General features: G+C 48.8%; 20 protein-coding genes and 1 pseudogene. 15 read left to right on the forward strand and 6 right to left on the reverse strand.

All coding sequences use genetic code 11. The annotated features are described in order from the left end of the window. Window positions 1–127 precede the first annotated feature (127 nt). Window positions 128–289 carry a hypothetical protein gene (locus Q0605_RS10550; protein ID WP_298706829.1) on the forward strand — a complete coding sequence of 54 codons (162 nt, stop codon included), beginning with the start codon at window positions 128–130 and terminating at the stop codon, window positions 287–289. A gap of 266 nt (window positions 290–555) precedes the next feature. Here the strand turns inward: Q0605_RS10550 and Q0605_RS10555 are convergent, their stop codons facing one another. From Q0605_RS10555 to Q0605_RS10580, 6 genes are all read right to left on the reverse strand, one after another. Then, complete coding sequence (locus Q0605_RS10555) at window positions 556–1,443, reverse strand: hypothetical protein (RefSeq protein ID WP_298706830.1); 888 nt, start codon at window positions 1,441–1,443, stop codon at window positions 556–558. A 15-nt stretch (window positions 1,444–1,458) separates the two neighbouring features. Continuing rightward, window positions 1,459–2,229, reverse strand: coding sequence for a GNAT family N-acetyltransferase (locus Q0605_RS10560; RefSeq protein WP_298706831.1), 771 nt, complete (start codon window positions 2,227–2,229; stop codon window positions 1,459–1,461). Window positions 2,230–2,402: 173 nt separating this feature from the next. Further along, a complete protein-coding gene (locus tag Q0605_RS10565; RefSeq protein WP_297996000.1) occupies window positions 2,403–2,693 on the reverse strand; it encodes a YciI family protein in 291 nt (96 codons plus the stop codon). Window positions 2,694–2,772: 79 nt separating this feature from the next. Next, entirely contained in the window at window positions 2,773–4,026 is a 1,254-nt protein-coding gene (locus Q0605_RS10570) for a ComEC/Rec2 family competence protein (protein ID WP_298706832.1), read from the reverse strand. Between the two features lie 122 nt (window positions 4,027–4,148). Beyond that, the gene (gene glnA / locus Q0605_RS10575) at window positions 4,149–5,576 is read right to left on the reverse strand and encodes a type I glutamate--ammonia ligase (RefSeq protein WP_297881244.1); all 1,428 of its coding nucleotides are present in this window, start codon (window positions 5,574–5,576) and stop codon (window positions 4,149–4,151) included. A gap of 228 nt (window positions 5,577–5,804) precedes the next feature. Further along, on the reverse strand, window positions 5,805–6,593 hold the full coding sequence (locus Q0605_RS10580; RefSeq protein ID WP_298706833.1) for a histidinol-phosphatase: 789 nt from the start codon (window positions 6,591–6,593) through the stop codon (window positions 5,805–5,807). Window positions 6,594–6,664: 71 nt separating this feature from the next. Here Q0605_RS10580 and Q0605_RS10585 point away from each other — a divergent pair, with 71 nt between their 5' ends. From Q0605_RS10585 to Q0605_RS10650, 14 genes and pseudogenes are all read left to right on the forward strand, one after another. After that, window positions 6,665–7,927 (forward strand): peptidase U32 family protein, encoded by a 1,263-nt coding sequence (locus Q0605_RS10585; RefSeq protein WP_298706834.1) that lies wholly within the window; start codon window positions 6,665–6,667, stop codon window positions 7,925–7,927. Next, window positions 7,924–8,424, forward strand: coding sequence for a 5-(carboxyamino)imidazole ribonucleotide mutase (gene purE, locus Q0605_RS10590; protein WP_298706835.1), 501 nt, complete (start codon window positions 7,924–7,926; stop codon window positions 8,422–8,424). Before Q0605_RS10585 ends, purE begins: the two co-directional genes overlap by 4 nt. A gap of 3 nt (window positions 8,425–8,427) precedes the next feature. Beyond that, window positions 8,428–8,898, forward strand: coding sequence for a GyrI-like domain-containing protein (locus Q0605_RS10595; protein WP_298706836.1), 471 nt, complete (start codon window positions 8,428–8,430; stop codon window positions 8,896–8,898). A gap of 32 nt (window positions 8,899–8,930) precedes the next feature. Beyond that, window positions 8,931–9,767: pseudogene (gene glyQ, locus Q0605_RS10600) on the forward strand (glycine--tRNA ligase subunit alpha); the annotation flags it as partial. 218 nt (window positions 9,768–9,985) lie between these two features. Continuing rightward, window positions 9,986–10,708 carry a Nif3-like dinuclear metal center hexameric protein gene (locus tag Q0605_RS10605; RefSeq protein ID WP_298706842.1) on the forward strand — a complete coding sequence of 241 codons (723 nt, stop codon included), beginning with the start codon at window positions 9,986–9,988 and terminating at the stop codon, window positions 10,706–10,708. A 9-nt stretch (window positions 10,709–10,717) separates the two neighbouring features. Beyond that, a complete protein-coding gene (locus Q0605_RS10610) occupies window positions 10,718–11,425 on the forward strand; it encodes a zinc ribbon domain-containing protein (protein ID WP_298706837.1) in 708 nt (235 codons plus the stop codon). Further along, window positions 11,422–12,810: a glycosyltransferase N-terminal domain-containing protein gene (locus tag Q0605_RS10615; protein WP_298706838.1), complete on the forward strand. Its 1,389-nt coding sequence runs from the start codon at window positions 11,422–11,424 to the stop codon at window positions 12,808–12,810. The genes Q0605_RS10610 and Q0605_RS10615 overlap by 4 nt, the downstream gene beginning before the upstream one ends. Beyond that, on the forward strand, window positions 12,810–13,559 hold the full coding sequence (locus Q0605_RS10620) for an RluA family pseudouridine synthase (RefSeq protein ID WP_298061938.1): 750 nt from the start codon (window positions 12,810–12,812) through the stop codon (window positions 13,557–13,559). The genes Q0605_RS10615 and Q0605_RS10620 overlap by 1 nt, the downstream gene beginning before the upstream one ends. 66 nt (window positions 13,560–13,625) lie before the next feature. After that, the gene (ffh, locus tag Q0605_RS10625) at window positions 13,626–14,966 is read left to right on the forward strand and encodes a signal recognition particle protein (protein ID WP_298706839.1); all 1,341 of its coding nucleotides are present in this window, start codon (window positions 13,626–13,628) and stop codon (window positions 14,964–14,966) included. A 78-nt stretch (window positions 14,967–15,044) separates the two neighbouring features. Beyond that, on the forward strand, window positions 15,045–15,275 hold the full coding sequence (gene rpsP, locus Q0605_RS10630; protein WP_005873159.1) for a 30S ribosomal protein S16: 231 nt from the start codon (window positions 15,045–15,047) through the stop codon (window positions 15,273–15,275). Between the two features lies 1 nt (window position 15,276). Beyond that, window positions 15,277–15,519, forward strand: a complete 243-nt coding sequence (locus Q0605_RS10635; RefSeq protein ID WP_005873158.1) for a KH domain-containing protein — start codon at window positions 15,277–15,279, stop codon at window positions 15,517–15,519. Continuing rightward, a complete protein-coding gene (gene rimM, locus Q0605_RS10640; protein WP_298706840.1) occupies window positions 15,512–16,042 on the forward strand; it encodes a ribosome maturation factor RimM in 531 nt (176 codons plus the stop codon). The genes Q0605_RS10635 and rimM overlap by 8 nt, the downstream gene beginning before the upstream one ends. After that, window positions 16,039–16,740: a tRNA (guanosine(37)-N1)-methyltransferase TrmD gene (gene trmD / locus Q0605_RS10645; protein ID WP_298706841.1), complete on the forward strand. Its 702-nt coding sequence runs from the start codon at window positions 16,039–16,041 to the stop codon at window positions 16,738–16,740. The genes rimM and trmD overlap by 4 nt, the downstream gene beginning before the upstream one ends. Next, window positions 16,737–16,915 (forward strand): 50S ribosomal protein L19 (locus tag Q0605_RS10650; RefSeq protein ID WP_298706843.1); only part of this gene is annotated, 179 nt, incomplete at its 3' end. The genes trmD and Q0605_RS10650, both read left to right, overlap by 4 nt.

Here is a 16,915-nt window from a genome sequence, read left to right on the forward strand (position 1 = left end):
CGCGGTTGAATATTACGAAAGCCCATCGGAAATGGTAGAATTTTTATATACCGAATGCAAGAACGCTTTATTAGAGCAATTTGAATTTTGTTTCTTGCCATACGAGAGGGATGCGTTAAGAGAACTTATGGAGCTCATAGATAGATACTTTAAAGATCAAAGCCTGCTAGAAGGAGATACTTACGATTATCTAGTCTATCAGAACAAATCATGGATAGAGGTCAGAGAGCTAGCCTTAAAGACCTTGCATATTTTCGGCTACAAGCCATATAGCTTTAACTATGATTAAACCCGGATTAAACCTGGCAGAATGAAATTTATCCTATATATCTTTACTCTGCTGCTATGCCTAAGTGCCTGGGCTCTGCTCGGTTATATACAGCAAAAATAAGACGACATGCCGCGCAAACAAATAGTTTCATTTCGGGCGCATTATGCTGCGCCGTACCATATCATGCGCCGCAACGACGCATCTTAACGTCGCCCGATCATGCTCTAGCCGCTACGTCGCGATATGCTTTATTCCTGCGCCTCAAACCCCAGTGCCCGAAGCGCCTAGAGCATCTTTCCGACGAGTTTTTCTTTAAATTCTTTGTAAATTTCAGGCCCTGCGTGTTTGTATTCGCTCGTCAGCTTGTTGTGAAATTCCGCCATATCGCCGCCGCTTTCGCGGTAGAGCTTGATCGCGTTTCGCCTTACGGCGCCGTCTTTTAGGTCGCTATCGTAGGTGATGCTCGCGTATCGCGTCCGCGCGCCGTCCTTGATCTCGCGGTAGGCCTCGCAGCCTTTGGCTCTGCCGAGCTTTGCGACGCACGCGGCATAGAGGGCTTGCAGGCTTACGCACTGCGGGATCAGCGCCTCCGCCGCCGCAAGCTCTATTTTGGAGATTTTAGAATTTGCAGCCTTTTGTTTCTGTTGTGCGGCCTTCGGCTCCTGCTTTGCGGTTTTGGGCTCCTTTTTCGAGGCTTTTCCCCCTTGCTTTTGGGTTTTTGGCTCCTGCTTTGTAGCTTTCGGCTCCGCTTTTTGGGCTTTTTTCTCCGCCATGCCGTTTGCTTTGCCTTGCTTTGCGTTCACTTCTGCGGCGTGCGAGGCTAGACTGATCTTTTCAAATTTAGGATTTTTGCGGTAGTTTAGATTATTAAAGAATTCTATCACGTCGTCGTAAAATTTATCGTTGCTGACGATGCCGATCTTGCCCTCCTGCCCGCAGAGTTTGCCCATCAAAAACACGATGATCTTATCGGCGAAATCCTTTCTTTGCTTACCGATCGTAAAGACCTCGCCTATGCTAACGCCCATCTTCGATAGGCGCGCAAGGGTCAAGGCGCCGATCTTTTTGGCGGTGTTGGAGACGATATTTAGCTCGTCGCCCTCTTTGAGATTTACGACGTCGAAGATATTATCGACGTCGATATTTTCGTCGTCTATGATAAAGTGCGTCAAAGTTTTTCCTTTAAATTAAATTTCAATGCCCGCGCCCGCGCAAATTTCATCTCTAAAGCGCGCGAAAGGCTTCATCGCGGGCTGGTTTTGCAGATGCTCGCCGATGGGCTTTTGCATCCACGCCATATCGTACCAGCGGCCGAATTTATAGGCGCAGCGCTCGAATCTGCCGACGAAGCGAAAACCCATACGCTCGTGAAATCGCACGCTAGCGTCGTTTAGATATTCGTCATCCCCGTAAGCGATGCAAGCGTTCATATCTACGATGTTTTGAGCCTTGAGTGCGCGTTGTAGCGCCTCGTAGAGCAGTCTGCCGATACCCAGAGCGTGCGCGTTTTGCGATACATAGACCGAGCTCTCCGCCGACCAATCGTATGCTGCGCGCTCTTTAAAAGCCGAAGCGTAGGTATAGCCGAGGATTTGCCCGTGTTTTAAATTTACGCCGCTTTGCTTTGTCGCGACGATTAAATTTACGCCATTTTGTTTCGCGGCGCTTGTGCAATCTCGCGCTTCGTCTGCGGGCAAAATTTCACTCTCTGCGCCCGCTGCGCTCGCAGAAATTTTAAAATTTTCATTCCGTTCGTCGTCCGCGCATGCCGCCTCGTCGCTTACGTAAGCGAGCAGATAGGGGTATCTTTGCAGCGTTTGTTCGATGCGCTCCGCAAATTCCGCGGCGCCGGGCACGTCGTATTCGAAGCTGATCGCCGTTTGCTTTACGTAAGGCGCGTAAATTTCAAGCAGCGCCTCCGCATCTTGCGGCGTTGCGAGCCGCAGTTTTATCCGCATAAAATCTCCTTTAAATTTCGCCGTTTTGTATAATTTCGGTTTTAAGCTTATCTAAATTTGCCGCCGCGACCGGCTTTTAAATTTAGCGGGAATTTTATCTCGCGCGCAAAACGGCTAAATTTCAGAGGCGTGTTTGAGCGCGTAAATTTTAAAATTTAACCCGCGCAAACCCTCTATTCGCCGAAAAGTCTCCAAAACTCGGGCGCAAATTTCGTCGGCGCAAATTCGATGATCTCGTATTTGGCGACGCCGTTTTGGAAGAACGGATCTTGCGCGATGATCTCATCAAGCTCCGCGCGGTCTTTGGCGTTGATTAAGATGATGCCGCCGGTGCGAGGGACTTTGCGCCCCGAGCAGATAAATTTATTTGCCGCATAAAATCGGTCTAAAAACGCGTTGTGCTCGTTGATGAAGCGATCGATTTCGCTAATTTCTTTAACGTAGGTGAGGTTTGCAATAAACATTTTGATCCTTTGTGAGATTTGAAGCGCGATTTTAGCATAAAATTCCAACGGATAAAATTCCCGCTGGAATTTTCGCGCGCTACGTTATAAAAAATATCGGCGACATTCCGATTATCGCGCAGCCAAGCGCTGCGTAGCGAAGCTTTATCGCAGCAAGCGCGCAGATGTTTGCAAGCGCGAAAAGAAGCGGCGGAATTTGTGCCTGAAAGCTCGGCAGAGCAAAGTTTAAAAACGCAAGCAGCGGCGTATCGAGCGCGCCGCCAAGCCCGAATAGATGCAAAAATATGCTTAGCGGATAAAAGATCACGAACACGTATCCTAGCGGCATGACGCTAAGCTGCTGCAGCGAAGTGGTCGGGAAGAAATAATAGACCTCTACGTTCATGCTGAGCCAAACGTAGAGGTTAAAAAGTATGACGTTCTGCCAGAGCTTAAATTTGGGCGCGAAGTGGTGCAGGTAGAGGAAAATATACAGCACGCCGAGGCAGGAGAAGTAAAATCCGATCGAAAAAGCTAGGTGCGGGAAAAATGCAAGCAGAAGCACGATCGTTAGGAAGAGGTTCGTAAATTTAAGTACGTAGAAATTTCGCATCGCGAGGTAAAAGCCCACGCAGCACATCGCAAGCGAGCGTAGAAAGCTCGGCGTAAAATCGAGCACGAAGAGATATCCGCTCATCAGCACGATCACAAAGACGCTAAGATCGCGCCTCGCGCTGCGGTACGGAAAGTAGCGATCCTGAAAATAGCGGTAGATCGGCATTGCAAGCAGAAAGACCGTGCTAAAGATAATGCCCAGATGAAAGCCGCTGATCGAGATGATATGCGCTATGCCCCAGTTCGTCACGCTAGCGCGCAGTGGTTTTGAAATTTCGGTCGCAAAATACAGCGCGGAGTAAAGATCCGCCGTCATCTCATCTTCGTGTTGGGCGCGAACGAAGCTTATCGCGCGCCATTTTGCTCCATAGGGCGCAAGCTCGTCTCCGATTTTAAAATTTGGCGCATAAAAGCGTTGCTTTAAAAAATCTAAAAATTTTACGTTTTTCGTTACGATGCCGATATTTACGCGCGCGAAGCGGTGAAATTCCCGCCCGAGTCCAGCAGTCGTGTAGAGGGTAAAATCCGCCGTTTTGAGCTTTAGCACCGTGTAGGTGCGGCCGCGCTCGTTCGTTTTGGCGTAGGCGTTTAAAATTTGTGCGTCGTAAAAAGCGTAGTTTTTCGCGCGAAATTCTTTGAATTCATAAAATTTCAGACCTAAGTTTATCGATAAAATTCCAAGCAAAAGTAGCAGAAAGTATAAAATTTCACGTTTGCGGTAAAAGAGTTGAAGCTTCACGGGCGGTATTTAAGTTCGCGCGACGGAATTTTAAAAGCTCGCGCGCAGCGAAATTTTAAAATTCCAAGGCCTTATGCCGCCCCGCCTCGTAAAAGATCGGCGGCGCGGCATAAAATTTAGCCTTAGCACGAATAATTCGTCGCAAACTCAAACGGCGTAGGGCGTGCCTCGTAAGGCCAAACCTGAGTTTCAAATTTAAAATGCTGATAGGTCTCGATAAAAAGCTCGCTCATTATCGGGCGCAGATACTCGTTGTCGCGGATCACCGCCTCTAGGCTGCCGCGAAGCGTGTGCGGAAGCTGCTCGATGCCGCGCTCGCGGATTTCGTCAAGGTGCAGTTTGAATAAATTCTCATCCATCGGCCCGACCGGCTCGGTTTTGTTTTTGATACCGTCGATTCCCGCCATCAGCATCGCTGCGAATGCCAAGTACGGGCACGCCGTGCTATCAGGAAAGCGCATTTCCGCGCGCACCGAGTGCTCGCCGCTGCCGTAAGGGATACGGATCGAAGCGGAGCGGTTTTGGCTCGAATAAGTTAGAATGGACGGCGCCTCAAAGCCCGGGATTAGGCGCTTATAGCTGTTAGTGCTCGGGTTTGTAAACGCAGCGACGCTGCGCGCATGCTTTAGCACGCCGCCGATATACCATCTTGCCGCATCGCTTAAATTTGCGTAGTTGCCCTTTTTGTAAAAGGTGTTTTTGCCCTTTTTCCAGATCGATTGATGCACGTGCATTCCGCTGCCGTTGTCGCCGTAGAGCGGTTTTGGCATAAAGGTCGCGGTCTTGCCGTTTAGGTGCGCGACCATCTTTACGACGTATTTGTATTTTTGCACGTTGTCGGCGGCCTCGACGAGAGTGCCGTATTTAACGCCGATCTCGCCCTGGCCTTGCGCTACTTCGTGGTGACAGATGAAGGTCTCAAGCCCGATCTGTTCAAGTACCTTTAGCATCTCGGCGCGCAGATCGACCATCGAATCGACGGGCTGGACGGGGAAGTAGCCGCCCTTTACGCCCGGGCGGTGGCCGCTATTAAAGCCGTCTTTGTAGTTTTTGCCGCTGTTCCAATGCCCCTCTTCGGTATCTACCTTAAACATCGCGCAGTTCATATCGTCGATGATCTTTACGTCGTCGAAAACGAAAAACTCATTCTCCGGCCCGAAGTAGCAGGTATCTCCAAGGCCTGTAGTTTGCAGAAACTGCTCGGCTTTTTTAGCGATCGAGCGCGGGCATTTTTCGTAAAGCTCGTTTTTGTAGATGTCGTAAACGTCGCAGATGACGATGATTGTAACGTCAGCGGTGAATGGATCCAAAAACGCCGTTTGCACGTCGGGCTTTAGCATCATATCGGACTTGTCGATCGGCTGCCACGCCGCTACCGAGCTCGCGTCGAACGGAATTCCGTCGGCGAAGTCCTTCGGCAGGCGCTTGTAGTTGTAAGCGACATGGTGCCAGGTGCCTTTTAGATCGGTAAATCTAAAATCCACGAACTCGACCTCGTTTTCATCGCAAAATTTAAAAAATTCCTTCACGTCATTAACAAATTTTCCCATATTTTTTCCTTTTTTCCGCCCGTATTCGGGCTAAATTTAACGGCGGATTTTAACATTATTTAGTTGAAATTCGACTTTATCTGCTCGCCGTTTTGCGCGCCGCGATTTTTAAAATTTTGCGGCGTCGTGCCTTTTGAAATCTGAAATTTTCACGCCACTGAAGATTTTGAAATTTTAAAATTTCGCGCCGCCGCGCCTTTTTAAATTTAAAAGCGGCTGCCGTTAAATTTACGCCAGATTTACAAACTCACGCTCGCGATTTTTGAAAACGGCGATCCGCTCGTAGCCGAACTTGCGCGCTTTGGCGTAAATTTTATCGTAGTTTAGCGCTACTTGGGCAACCGAGTGCGCGTCCGAGCTAAGCGTGATCGGCACGTCTGCATCCGCTAGCATCTGCAAAAGCGCGTCGCTTGGATAAATTTCATTTGCAGGCTTGCGAAGCCCCGCGGAGTTTAGCTCCACGACGATGCCGCTTTTTTTGATCGCATTTATCGCGCTGCCAGCCAAAACTCTGATATCTTTTTTCGGAGTAAATTTAAAAATTTTAATCAGATCCATATGCCCTAAAATGTCGAATTTACCGCTTCTGCACAGCGCGCAGATCAGCGCAAAGTATTCGCGATAAACGTCGTCTATCTCGCGCCCGCTCCACTGATCTAAAAATTCCTCGTTATCAAAGCCCCAGTTGTTTAAAAAATGCACCGAGCCGATGAGATAATCAATCTCGCGCGCGAAAATCCGCTCATCCAATAGCTCTTTTTTCGTCATAAAATCTACCTCATATCCCAGCCGCACGTCGATCCGCCCGCTAAACTCATCTCGCAGATCCCTAATCATCCGCTCGTAAAGCTCCATCTGCTCGAAACTCATTCGGTATTTTTGATCGAAGTTCATCGGCGCGTGATCCGCAAAGCCGAAAATTTCTATGTCTCGTGCGATCGCCGCTTCTAAATACTGTCGCGGCTCGCCGTTAGCGTGGTTGCAAAGATAGGTGTGGTTGTGTAGATCGGCTCGCATCAACTGCTCCTTAAATAAAATTTTGGCTAAATTGTAGTAAAATCGCGCTTAAAAAATCACTAGGAATGTATTTGAAAAAACCCGAACTCTTAGCTCCTGCTGGGAATTTAACGAAACTAAAAATCGCCCTGGCTTACGGCGCGGACGCCGTGTATGCAAGCACCGGCTCATTTTCGCTGCGCCAGCGAAGCGCGAAGGAATTTAGCAAGGAAAGCTTCGCGCAGGGCGTCGCATACGCGCACGAGCGCGGCAAGAAGCTCTACGCGACCGTAAACGGCTTTGCGACCAACGGTCAGCTCGAAAATATTAAAAGGCATTTGGAATTTCTTCGCGATCTACGCGTGGATGGAATTTTAATCGCCACTTTAGGCGTCGCAAACCTCGCGCGAGCCGTAGCGCCGCAAATCCCGATCCACGTATCTACCCAAGCTAACGTGCTAAATTATCTCGATGCGCAGGTTTGGGCGGAGCTCGGCGCCGTTCGCATCGTAGCAGCGCGCGAAATGACGCTCAAAGACGCCGTGCAGATCAAAGATAAAATTCCAAACTTAGAGATCGAAATTTTCGTGCACGGCTCGATGTGTTTCGCATACAGCGGGCGCTGTCTTGTTAGCGCGGTGCAAAGCGGGCGCTTCAGCAACCGTGGAAGCTGCGCGAACGACTGTAGATTTAACTACGAGCTTTATGCGAAAAATCCCGAAACCAGCGCGCTTTTCCGCTTGCAAGAGCGCGAAGGGGAGGGCACTTTCGTAATGAACGCGAAGGATCTTAGCCTCATTTCGCACGTGCAAAAGATCATGCAAACGGGCGCGATCGACAGCTTCAAAATCGAAGGGCGTACTAAGAGCGAATACTACGTCGCATGCGCCACGAATGCTTACCGCGCGGCGATCGACGATGCTGCGAGCGATAAATTTGAGGCCAGTGTTTACGAGCGCGAGATTGCGACGCTTAAAAACCGCGGCTTTAGCGACGGATATTTGATAAAGCGCCCGTACGAGCGAGAGGATACGCAAAATTTAGACCGCAGCATCGAGCTTGGCACGCATCAGGTTTGCGCGATCTCGCAGGACGGCGAGTTTATAAGCGTCAAGGATAAAATTTTACCCGGCGTTTCGTATGAAATTTTCGCTCCGCGCGGCTTTGAAATTTGCGCTTGCGATAATGAAATCGGCGAAATTTTTGAGCTTAGCGGCAAGCCATATTTAAAATTTAAGAGGCTGCAAAGCCGCAGCGGTAAGGAATTTAGCGAGATTCACAGCGGCAATCTAAATGAGATTAAGCTGCCTGCGAAGCTCGCGGAGTTTTGCTTTTTAAGAAAGGAGATGGAATGAAATTTGTTTCTATAATAATGGGCTCAAAGAGCGATTACGAGGTCGTTTACGAGGCGGCTAAAATTTTAAACGAATTCGGCGCGCCGTACGAGATGATCGTATCTTCGGCGCACCGAAGCCCCGTCCGTACGGCTAAATACGTCGCGGATGCCGAGAAGAAGGGCGCGCAGGTTTTCATCTGCGCGGCGGGTATGGCGGCGCATCTTGCCGGAGCGGTCGCTGCAAATACGACCAAGCCGGTGCTCGGCGTCCCGCTCGGCGGTAGCGCGCTTAGCGGCGTAGATGCGCTGTATTCGACCGTGCAGATGCCTGCGGGTATCCCCGTCGCGACGCTTGCGATCGGCAAGGCGGGCGCAAAAAACGCGGCGTATCTGGCGGTGCAAATTTTAGCTCTAAACGACGAGGTGTTAAGTTCGAAGCTAAAGGCGGATCGCGCGGCAAAAGCGGAGGCGCTGAAAAAGGACTCCGAGCAGATCGAAGTGCTGCTTGAAGATTAATCTATGAAAATTTTAAAATTGAGCGAAGGCTTTGAAATTTGTGGGCTAAAGGCTCGCACGAATAACGCGGATGAGATAAGTGGGCGAGGGGTGATCGCAAATTTGTGGGGCGAGTTTTTAAAATTTAACGCTAGCAGAAGCAGCGCCACGAAAAATGAAATTTACGCCGTATATTACGACTATGAAAACGGCGCACAGGGCGAATACTCCATGCTAATAGGCACTTGCTCGAAGGAACAGCACCATAAAGAAAGCCGCGACGAAGCTTGCAAATCCACAAATCAGTGCTGTAAAAATGAGCGCGATGAAACCTGCGATAAATTACGTATTGAGGCGGGCGATTACGCGGTTTTTGATTTTGCGAACGAGTCTACGAGAGCTGGCGAATACTGGGCTGAAATTTGGAAATTTTTTAAAAGCTCGAAGCTGCAAAGAGCCTTTAAAACGGGCTTTGAAAGGCGCTTTGGAAGATAAATTTAAATTTACATATCGATAAAAGGATAAAAATGACGTTTTCACAGATTATTTTGACGCTTCAAAACTACTGGCACGAGCAGGGCTGTTTGCTCGTTCAGCCCTACGATATGCCTGCGGGCGCAGGCACCTATCATCAGGCTACCTTTTTGCGTAGCCTAGGAAGCAAACCTTGGCGCGCGGCATACGTTGCACCCTCGCGTCGCCCCACAGACGGGCGCTACGGCGAAAACCCAAACCGCTTGGGTGCGTATTATCAGTTTCAGGTGATCTTAAAGCCGAGCCCGGACAACATCCAAGAACTCTATCTAAAAAGCCTAGAGAAGCTGGGGTTGGATCTTAAAAGTCACGATATCCGCTTCGTAGAAGACAACTGGGAGAGCCCGACGCTGGGAGCATGGGGGCTTGGCTGGGAGGTTTGGCTGGACGGCATGGAGGTGACGCAGTTTACCTATTTTCAGCAGGTGGGCGGCATCACGTGCGAGCTGATAAGCGGCGAGATCACCTACGGGCTTGAGCGTTTGGCGATGTATCTGCAAAACAAAGACGACGTTTACGACATCGTCTGGGACGACAAGGCGGGGCTAGTAACCTACGGCGACGTGCATAAAAGAGGCGAGTTCGAGTTTAGTAAATACAACTTCGAGCTTGCGGACACCGCGATGCTTTTTAATCAGTTTGAAAACTGTTTCGGCGAGTGCAAAAGCATCCTAAAGCACGGCCTGGCGCTTCCTGCGTATGATTACTGCATGCTCGCGGCGCACACGTTCAATGTCCTTGACGCGCGCGGCGCGATCTCGGTCACGCAGAGACAGGATTATATTTTAAAGATCCGCGATCTTGCCAAAAACTGCGCGCTTTGCTATGCAGATCCGCAAAAATACGTAGCCGAGCTGGACGCTGCGGCGTGCAGCGATAAAAAAGGCGGCAAAGATGGCGGCGCGGCAAATGAGAGGGAAAAGAGCGAGAAGTGCGGCGTTAAAGGGGCTGACTCGGCGCCCGCTTCCTCCGCAGGCGCAAATTTAAAAAACGCTTGCGGCAAACAAAACGCCGCAGACAAAGCGGATAAAAGCGAAAAGTGAAATTTATGAAAACGGGCGAAATTTATGAAATTTTAAACGCCGCCGCGCCCTTTTGCGACGCAGAGGCGTGGGATAATAGCGGGCTAATGCTCGGAAACTTGGATGATGAAATTTCAAAAATCTATCTAAGCCTCGACGCTACTAGCGAGCTGGTACGCGAGGCTGAGGCGGGCTCGCTTTTCGTGGTGCACCACCCGCTGATTTTCAACCCGCTAAAATCGCTCGATCCGCGGCTATATCCTGCAAATTTGATCTATGAGATGATCCGCAAAAACATCTCTCTCATCGCGATGCATACGAACTTTGACAAGCACGTTTTAAACGGATTCGTAGCGCGCGAAATTTTAAAATTTGAAATTACGGATGAGCGGGAATTTTTGGTTTTCATGCGCGCGGATTTGAGCTTTGAGCAGCTGTGCGCGGATATAAAACGCAAGCTTGGCATAGAGCATCTGCGCGCCGTAAAGACGAAAAATTTCATCCAAAATATCGCGCTTTGCACCGGCAGCGGAAGCGAACTAAATCAAAGCTTGGGTGTGGACTGCTTCATCACGGGCGACATAAAATATCACGCGGCGCTTCAAAATTTAGAAAACGGCGTGAGTTTGATCGATATAAATCATTTTGAAAGTGAGCGCTATTTTGGGCGCGCGCTCGCACCTTTCTTGCAAAAAAGCGAAATTGAAGTTATAATAAGCGAGCAAAAAAATCCATTTACGTATTATTAAAGGAAGAGGATGAACAAATATTTAAGTCAATTGGTAGAGCTTTGCGAATTCGATAAGCAGCTGGACGGATTTAAGCCTAAAATCGAGGCCGCGCAGGAGAAGCTGAGTAAAAAAAGCACTGAAATAAACGGCGCAAAAGAACAGATCGAAACTCTAAATGCGGAGATCGCCGAGCTAAAATCTCAAATTTTACAAGCAAACGCGCAGCTTAGCGCATTTTCGTCCAAGCTAAAAAGCACGGGCAAAAAAAGCGGCGCGGCAAAGACCGAAAAGGAGATCAAGGCCCTTAGCGTCGAAGAGGATATCGCAAAAGAGCAGCTCGAAGCCACAAACGAGGAGATCGAAAGGCTAGAAAAGATCGTAGCCGCAAAGGAAGCGCTCGTAAAAGAGCAGAGCGAAAACCAAGAGGCGTTTGAAGCCGAGTTAAAAAGCTTGCAGGAGCAGGTAAGCGCCGAGATGGGCGAGGTCGAGGTCGCTCGCGGCGGGATCTACGCCAAGCGCGATAAGCTAATGCAGGCGATGAACCCCAAAACCGTCTCATTCTACGAAAAGATCCGCAAGTGGGCGGGTAATACGGCGGTCTCGCCGGTGCGCAAACAGGCCTGCTACGGCTGCTTTATGCGCATAAGCGATAAGACCTATTCCGCGGTCATCAAAAGCGACGACATCGTAACCTGCCCGTATTGCGGCAGAATTTTATATAAAGAAGCCGAGTGATCTACACCGCCTTGGCGTTTTTGGCGTGGCTTGCAGCTGCGCCTTTTATTTTTATCCTAAGCTTTAAAAAAAAATACCGCACGAGCCTGAAGGCGCGATTTTTTCTATACAAAAACCCTAAATTTAGCCCCGCTGCGGTGCACTTTCACGCTTGCAGCCTGGGCGAGGTAAACGCTCTTGCGCCGCTAATTTCTAAATTTGAGAGCGTCGCGCTTAGCACGACCACGCAGACGGGCCTTGGTGCGGCGCGCGCGCTCACGCCGAACTCTCGCTACCTGCCGTTTGAAAACTGGCTTCCGTTTTGGCTTACGGGCAGCCGCGTGCTGGTGATCTTTGAAGCCGAGCTGTGGCTAAATTTGATCCGTTCCGCTAAGTCGCGCGGAAGCTACGTGATCCTGCTAAATGCGCGCATAAGCGACCGCTCGTACGCGAGCTATCTGCGCTTTAAGTTTTATTATCGCAAAGCGTTTGAAAATATCGATCTGGTGCTTGCGCAGAGCGAGCTTGATGCGGCGCGGCTGCGGGAGCTCGGCGCAAAAAATATAAAGGTCGCGGGCAACGTGAAAAGCACGAATATCGCCGTTGCGACGAAGGACTATTCCGCCGCGTCCGCAAATAGCTTCGTGCTTACGATCTCAAACACTCACGAGGGCGAAGAGGAGCTCATTTTATCGAATTTAAACGATTTTATAAAATTTCGCAGTTTGCAAAATATGCCCGAAAAATACCAGCGCGCAGCGAGTATCCGCGACGAGACGGACTTGCCTACGGCCGAGCTTCGCGATGAGATGGGCTCGACCGAAGCACTAAATTTAAACGCAACTTCTTTGGAGGCGGCGAGCTCAAGCGACGCTTCATCCGCCGTGCCGAATATGGCGCCTTTAAACGGCGCGTCTTTAAATTCTATCGCACTAAATACGGCGGCTTCGACTGCCGCGCCGCAAAAGCTAAAAATCATCCTGGCGCCGAGGCACCCTGAGCGCTTCGAAAAGGTATGTGAAATTTGCAAGGCTTGGGCGCGCGAGCACGGGCTTAGCTTTGAGCGATTTAGCGACAGCGCAGGACTTCGGAGCGATTTTATCTTGCTCGATGCCTTCGGCGAGCTAGCGAATTTTTATAAAATTTCAAACGCCGTGATCTTGGGCGGCAGTTTTTTGCCAAAGATCGGCGGACACAGCCCGATCGAGGCGGCGAGTTTCGGCGTACCGATCATCAGCGGGCGATTTTTTCATAATCAAAAGGCGCTGTACGCGCTCGTGCAAAATATCGCTCTGTGCGGCGTGGATGAAATTTCAAGCCTTTTAAAAGAGCCGCTAAAGGGGACGCGGATAGATAAAATTTGCGATCTGCAAGAGATAGAAAATTTAATCAAGGAAAGAATTTAATGCAAGAAAAAGCCTACAAACTGCTGGCGGCGCAGGAAAATATCTCGCACAACGAAGCCAAGGCCCTCATCGACGCGGGGCTTGTAAGCGCTCGCGGCGCAAAGATCGCTCTGGCGCGCGAGATGCTCGGCGAAAATACTAAATTTAGCGTGATGAAGCCCGCAAAACCCGCGATCATTTACGAGGACGAGAACGTTTTGGCGGTCAATAAGCCGCCCTTTATGAGTAGCGAAAATTTGGAAAAAATCTATAAATTCGGGCTCCTAAATCGCCTGGATAAGGAAACCAGCGGCGTCGTACTGCTGTATAAAAATGAAGAATTTCGCGAAGCGGCGATTGCGGAGTTTAAAAATTTGCGCGTGAAGAAAAGCTACATCGCGATCGTTAAGGGGATCGTGAGCGAAGAGATGAAATTTGACGAGCCGATTTTGACGATAAAAACCAGAAGCGGTGCGTTTTCTAAAATTTCGCCAAACGGCAAGAGCGCATTTAGCGAGGTTTATCCGCTTATGGTAAGCGGCAAAAAATCGCTCGTGAAGGTGCGGATCGAGACGGGCAGAACGCATCAGATCCGCGTGCATCTGGCAAATGCGGGATTCGGCGTAATAGGCGATGAAAAATACGCTAAAAGCCGCGCGAAGCGGATGTTTCTGCACTCATATGAGACCGAAATTTTGGGGCTAAAATTTAAAGCTCCGCCGGGTAAAAGCTTCAACGAATTCGGCTTTGAAATTCCTAAGGATCTCTGATATTCAATGGCTTTTAAGTTAATTTTAGGTAACATCGCAAGTTTAAAAATTTTATAAGGGATCAAAGTGTTTGAGATCATAAGCGAGTCGTTTAAAAACGCGGTCAATAAATTAAAAACAATCGATGACGAAAAAGCTTTAAAAAACGCCTTGGAGACGCTAAAAAAAGCGCTTTTAAAGGCCGACGTGCACCACAAAGTCGTAAAGGATTTTTTGGCGCTTGTCGAAGCCGATCTTCGTATCGGCACTATAGGACAGAAGCCGTTTTTGCAGTCCATCAAGACAAATTTGACTAAAATTTTAACGGCGCCTAGAGGCAGCAGCCAGGGATTTGTATTCGCTAGCACGCCTCCTACGGTAGCTTTGATGACGGGACTTCAAGGAAGCGGAAAATCCACAAGCACGATAAAACTCGCAAACTATCTGAAACTTCGTAAAAAAAAGGTCTTGGTCGCAGCTTGCGACTTGCAGCGCCTAGCCGCGGTCGAGCAGCTCCGCCAGCTATGCGAGGCTAACGAGATTGAGCTGTTTTTTATCGAGGGCGAGAGCGATCCGTTAAGGGTTGCGGAAAAAGCGCTAAGCAAGGCTAAGAGCGGGCTTTATGACGTACTGCTCGTAGATACGGCGGGGCGCCTTGCGATCGATGAGGCGCTTATGGCACAGCTTGCGGAGATGAAAAAAGCTCTAAATCCGCATGAAATTCTTTACGTAGCGGACGCTATGAGCGGTCAAGACGGTATTAAAACTGCCGCTAAATTTGATGAAATTTTAGGCCTTACGGGCGTGATTTTAAGCAAATTTGACGCCGATACCAAAGGCGGCGTGGCTCTTGGTATCGCGCAGCAGCTGGGCATCCCGCTTCGTTTTATCGGAACCGGCGAGAAGGTGGCTGATCTGGAGGGCTTTATACCCGATAGAATCACCGGCCGGATTATGGGCGAGGGCGATTTAGCGACGTTAGCCGAGAAAACAAGCGCCGTTTTCGACGAAAGAGAAGCGAAGGCTTTGAACAAAAAGATCAAAAAGGGCGAGTTTAATTTCAACGATTTCGTAAATCAGCTCGAAAGCGTGAAAAAGCTCGGCAATATGAAAAATTTAATCGGCATGATCCCGGGACTTTCCGGCATGGCGAATAAGATAAAAGATATCGATTTGGAAAACTCAAAGGAGATACTTCATATCAAAGCGATGATCAACTCTATGACGCCGAAAGAGCGCGAAAATCCCGATCTGCTAAATAATTCGCGCAAGCGCAGACTTGCTGCCGGCGCAGGGCTTTCGCAAGTGGAGGTAAACCGCTTCTTAAAGCAGTTTGCGGGCGCTTCAAAGCTTGCGAAGAAATTTTCGGGCAAGGGCGGCATGCAGGGGCTTGCCTCAATCGCTCAAAGGCAAAATTTACCGAGATAGCCTCTCGGTAGAGTTTGCAGATGTTTAAGTTTTAGCCATCTGCAAGTTCTAAAACTTACAAAAATTTAAGGAGAAAAAATGGCAACAGTTGTTAGGCTTACAAGAATCGGAAGAAAGAAGCAGCCTTTTTACCGCATCGTGGTAACGGATAGCAGAAAAAGACGCGACGGCGGCTTTATCGAGACGATCGGCTTTTACAATCCGTTAAAAGATAGCGATAATATCAAATTCGACGCAGAGCGTTTGGCATACTGGAAGAGCGTAGGCGCGAAGTTAAGCGATAGGGTCGCTCAAATCACAAGCAAATAAAATGGTAGAAAATTTTATAAAAGAATACGCAAAGTTGATCGCCGACTATCCGCAGTCTGTCTCTACGCAAAAGCGGGTCGGTGAAAACTTTACCGAGATCATCGTCTATGCCGACAAGGCCGATACTGGCAAGCTCATCGGCAAGGACGGCAAAATGATAAACGCCATAAAGACCGTCATCATCGGCTATAAAGCAAAAGATCCGATCAATTATAAAATTACCGTCAAAGCCAAAGATGCCTGATGATCTTTTAGAGGTCGCGAAGCTCGGTCGGACTATCGGCCTAAAGGGCGCGGTTAAAATTTTCGATCGCAGCGACTTCCCCTCTCAGTTTAAAAAAGGCGCCAAATTTTATCTGCGAAACGGCGAAATTTTAGAAATTCTATCCTTCAACGGCGCAAACTTTAGCGCTATTTTTAAAAATTACGAAAGCGTAGAAGCGGCGGCAAATTTAACCAACCAAATCCTTTACCGAAGCAAAGAGGATACGCGGAGATTTTGTAAATTGCAAAAGGGCGAGTTTTTTTACTTCGATGTTATTGGGCTTGAAATTTACGAAGACGGCGCGGTTTTGGGGCGCGTAAGGGACATATCGCAGATCGGAAGCGGCTATCTTTTTGAGGTAGAAACGGATGAAAACTTAATCTCACAGGCTTTGCCGAAAGAATTTTTTATCCCATACGTGGACGCCTATGTGAAAGAAATTTCGCTTAGCGAGCGTAAAATTTTTACACAAAATGCGCGCGCGATTTTGGAAAACTCATGAATTTTATCTTCGTATCGCTGTTTGAAAATCTCATCGCGCCGTATTTTGAAGACTCGATTTTAAAGCGCGCGGTCGATAAAAAAATAATCTCGACGCATTTTTTTAACCCGCGAAATTTCACGACAAATCGGTATAAAAAAGTAGATGATTATATGATCGGCGGCGGCGCGGGGCTTTTGATCGGCACGGAGCCGCTTGCCGGAACGATCGAACGCGTAAGAGCTAAATTTAAAAATACGAAGTTTATCTATCTCTCGCCTGCCGGTAAGAAATTTAATCAAAACGACGCCAAGCGCTTAAGCGGCGAAGAGAGTTTATGCTTTATCTGCGGGCGCTACGAGGGGATCGATGAGCGCATAGTCGAAAGATATGTGGATGAAATTTTTTGCATCGGAGATTTCGTCCTTACCGGCGGCGAGCTCGGCGCGCTTTGCATGTGCGATGCGATAAGCCGCAACATAAAGGGCGTTTTGGGCAACGAAAGCTCGCTTGTCGAAGAAAGCTTTGAAGGCGGAATTTTAGAGGCGCCCGCGTTCGCAAAGCCTGATGTTTTTGAAAATTTACCTATAGTTTCAGAGTTTTTAAAGGGTAATCACGCTAAAATGCGCAGCTTAAAAAATCAAATGGCGCTATGCAAAACGAGGTTCTTCCGCCCGGATATGTACCGAAAGATCGCCAGAAATAAAGGAAATTTATGAAAAATAAATATATTCAAGCGTTTGAGGACGCCCAGATCACAAGCAAAAGTGTGCCTGATTTCCGTGCCGGCGACACCTTAAAGGTAGCCATCAGGATTAAAGAGGGCGATAAGAGCAGAATTCAAAATTTTGAGGGCACTTGCATTGCACGCCGCGGAAACGGCGTCAGCGAGAC

Source organism: uncultured Campylobacter sp. (assembly GCF_938017705.1).
Classification (GTDB): domain Bacteria; phylum Campylobacterota; class Campylobacteria; order Campylobacterales; family Campylobacteraceae; genus Campylobacter_B.

Excerpts from the sequence above, each read along its gene's own strand:
- Q0605_RS10550 (WP_298706829.1), top strand. The coding sequence starts at position 128 with ATGGAGCTCATAGATAGATACTTTAAAGATCAAAGCCTGCTAGAAGGA.
- Q0605_RS10560 (WP_298706831.1), bottom strand. The coding sequence starts at position 2,229 with ATGCGGATAAAACTGCGGCTCGCAACGCCGCAAGATGCGGAGGCGCTG.
- Q0605_RS10565 (WP_297996000.1), bottom strand. The coding sequence starts at position 2,693 with ATGTTTATTGCAAACCTCACCTACGTTAAAGAAATTAGCGAAATCGAT.
- glnA (WP_297881244.1), bottom strand. The coding sequence starts at position 5,576 with ATGGGAAAATTTGTTAATGACGTGAAGGAATTTTTTAAATTTTGCGAT.
- Q0605_RS10580 (WP_298706833.1), bottom strand. The coding sequence starts at position 6,593 with ATGCGAGCCGATCTACACAACCACACCTATCTTTGCAACCACGCTAAC.
- purE (WP_298706835.1), top strand. The coding sequence starts at position 7,924 with ATGAAATTTGTTTCTATAATAATGGGCTCAAAGAGCGATTACGAGGTC.
- Q0605_RS10595 (WP_298706836.1), top strand. The coding sequence starts at position 8,428 with ATGAAAATTTTAAAATTGAGCGAAGGCTTTGAAATTTGTGGGCTAAAG.
- Q0605_RS10605 (WP_298706842.1), top strand. The coding sequence starts at position 9,986 with ATGAAAACGGGCGAAATTTATGAAATTTTAAACGCCGCCGCGCCCTTT.
- Q0605_RS10610 (WP_298706837.1), top strand. The coding sequence starts at position 10,718 with ATGAACAAATATTTAAGTCAATTGGTAGAGCTTTGCGAATTCGATAAG.
- Q0605_RS10620 (WP_298061938.1), top strand. The coding sequence starts at position 12,810 with ATGCAAGAAAAAGCCTACAAACTGCTGGCGGCGCAGGAAAATATCTCG.
- rpsP (WP_005873159.1), top strand. The coding sequence starts at position 15,045 with ATGGCAACAGTTGTTAGGCTTACAAGAATCGGAAGAAAGAAGCAGCCT.
- Q0605_RS10635 (WP_005873158.1), top strand. The coding sequence starts at position 15,277 with ATGGTAGAAAATTTTATAAAAGAATACGCAAAGTTGATCGCCGACTAT.
- rimM (WP_298706840.1), top strand. The coding sequence starts at position 15,512 with ATGCCTGATGATCTTTTAGAGGTCGCGAAGCTCGGTCGGACTATCGGC.
- trmD (WP_298706841.1), top strand. The coding sequence starts at position 16,039 with ATGAATTTTATCTTCGTATCGCTGTTTGAAAATCTCATCGCGCCGTAT.